Annotated in this window: 2 protein-coding genes; one reads left to right on the top strand and one right to left on the bottom strand. The window is 71.7% G+C overall.

What is annotated here, in order from left to right; genetic code table 11:
* The coding region (locus GT042_RS13990; RefSeq protein WP_161309033.1) for a GNAT family N-acetyltransferase at positions 1–1,959 on the bottom strand (1,959 nt) is incomplete at its 3' end.
* Between the two features lie 156 nt (positions 1,960–2,115).
* Here GT042_RS13990 and GT042_RS13985 point away from each other — a divergent pair.
* Positions 2,116–2,397, top strand: a complete 282-nt coding sequence (locus GT042_RS13985; protein WP_161309032.1) for an HPr family phosphocarrier protein — start codon at positions 2,116–2,118, stop codon at positions 2,395–2,397.
* Positions 2,398–2,690 lie beyond the last annotated feature (293 nt).

Raw genomic sequence — 2,690 nt, 5'->3', positions numbered from 1 at the left:
CCCCGGGCGGGGCGCGCCGGGTGCCGGGCCGGCGTGCGTCGCCGAGAGTGCCTCCGCCAGGCCCGGTAGTTCCACGTGGACCACCGCCACCGGTTTCGGTGGGGTGTGGGTGGTCGCCTCTCTCAGGGCTCGGGCCAGGGTGGTGGCCTCCGTGGCTTCCGTGGCCTCTGTGCCTTCCGTGACCTCTGCGCTTTCCGTGGCCTGCGTGGTTTCCGCGGCCTCCGTGAGAAAGGGGGTGGTCGTCTCGCCCACGTGGGGGATCACCGTGACCACCACCGCGTCGCACGACGGGTCGGACAGGGCCGTGGTCAGGGCCGTACGGAAGTCCGCCGGGGTCGCGGACGTCGTCAGGTCGCGGGGCGGGAGCGGGCGCAGGCCCTCCGCCAGGCAGGCGTCGTACGTGAGGAGCCCGAGGGACTCGGAGTTGCCGAGGATCGCGACGCGGGGGCCGGCCGGGAGGGGCTGGGACGCCAGAAGGAGGCCCGCGTCGACCAGCTCCGTCACCGTGTCCACGCGGATCACGCCCGCCTGGCGCAGCAGCGCCGAGACCGTGGCGTCCGGGATGCGGGTCACCGGCACCGCGTGGCCGGGGGGCGCGCTGCCGTTGTGGCGCGCCCCCTTGACCGCGACGACCGGTTTCACGGCGGCCGTACGGCGGGCCAGGCGGGTGAACTTCCTCGGGTTGCCCAGGGATTCCAGGTACATCAGTACGACGTCGGTGTCCGGGTCCTCGTACCAGTACTGGAGGAAGTCGTTGCCGGACACGTCCGCCCGGTTGCCCGCCGAGATGAAGGTGGACAGCCCCGCCCCGCGCCGGTGCAGTCCCGCCAGCAGCGCGATGCCGATCGAGCCCGACTGGGTGAACAGGCCGATCCGGCCGCGCGCCGGCGGCTCCGGCGCGAGGGAGGCGTTCAGCCGCACGGCCGGGGAGGTGTTGATGATCCCGAAGGCGTTGGGGCCGATGAGGCGCATCCCGTACGAGCGGACCTGCCGGACGAGTTCGCGCTGGCGCGCCCGCCCCTCGTCGCCGCTCTCCGCGTATCCGGCGGAGAGGACCACCAGCCCCTGGACGCCGTGCTCACCGCAGCGCGCGACCGCTTCGGGCACGCGCCGCGCGGGCACCGCGAGGATCGCGAGGTCGACGGGGCCGGGGATCTCCGCGAGGGAGCGGACGGCCGGAACGCCGTCCAGCTCCCGGGTGTCCGGGGCGAAGGCGTCGTTCACCGCGTACGTACGGCCCGTGAAGCCCGCGGCCCCGAGGTTCCGCAGAACCGTGCGGCCGACCCCGCCCGGCGTACGGCCGGTGCCGATCACCGCGACCGAGCCGGGCGCGAGCAGGCGCTGTACGGAACGCGCCTCCGCGCGCTGTTCGCGCCCGCGCTGGACGGCGAGCGACGCGTCGGTCGGCTCCAGGTCGAGGGTCAGGTGGACGGCCCCGTCCTCGAAGCTGCGCTTCTGGGTGAACCCGGCGTCCCGGAACACCTTGATCATCTTGTTGTTCGCGGGCAGCACCTCCGCCACGAACCGCCGGATCCCCCGCTCCCTGGCGACCGCCGCGATGTGTTCGAGGAGCGCCGAGGCGATCCCCCGCCCCTGGTGCGCGTCCTGCACGAGGAACGCGACCTCCGCCTCGTCGGCCGGCGCGGACGCGGAACGCCCCTGGCCGTCGATGCGGTCGTAGCGCACGGTCGCGATGAACTCGCCGCCCACCGTCACCGCCAGACCGACCCGGTCCACGTAGTCGTGATGGGTGAAGCGGTGGACGTCCTTGTCGGACAGCCGGGGATAGGGCGCGAAAAAACGGTAATACTTCGATTCGTCGGAGACCTGTTCGAAAAAGCTGACGAGGCGCTCCGCGTCGCCGGCCGTGATGGGCCTGATGCGGGCGGTACCCCCGTCCCGCAGCACCACATCCGCTTCCCAGTGACCGGGGTACGCGTGCTCCGACGGCGTCTCCATAGGTCGAAGCCTACGGCGGACCGGCCCAGCGGGTCGGCAGGAGTGGACCGTACAGCACGTGAGAGACTGGTCTAGACAACCTCATGATTCCAACTCATGATTCCGACCTCGCGACCTCCTCGCGACATCGACCTCGTGACACCGAAGGGCACCACCATGGCTGAGCGACACGTCAACGTCGGCTGGACCGAGGGCCTGCACGCCCGCCCCGCCTCCATCTTCGTCCGTGCCGTCACGGCCACCGGCGTCCCCGTCACGGTCGCGAAGGCGGAGAGCAGCCCGGTGAACGCGGCCTCGATGCTCGCGGTACTGGGCCTGGGCGCGCGGGGCGGCGAGGAGATCGTGCTCGCCTCGGACGCGGAGGGCGCCGACGCGGCGCTGGACCGGCTGGCGAAGCTGGTCGCCGAGGGGCTCGACGAACTGCCCGAGACGGTCTGACCGCCCGAGCCGGTCCGGCAGTCGGTCCGACAGCCGGTCCGGCGACCGGAGATCGGCGACCCGCGACCGTCCCGAATTCATTTCACGGCCGAGCCGTGGTGCGCGAGAATTCAGCGCACCACGGCTCGGTCATTTCCGCGCGGGCAGCAGTAAAGAAGTCCTGCGTATTACTTCTCTTTGTATACGGTGTGGATGTTAAGAACGAGCACTCGCGGTGTTTACGGCATGTTGCGAAGGCCTCACCTTTTCCCGGCCGCGCTCCGGCCGCCGCAGCCGGTGCACGGCCGCCGTGC

The organism is Streptomyces sp. SID3212, assembly GCF_009865405.1.
GTDB lineage: Bacteria > Actinomycetota > Actinomycetes > Streptomycetales > Streptomycetaceae > Streptomyces.
This window is presented reverse-complemented; position numbering and strand designations above follow the sequence as displayed.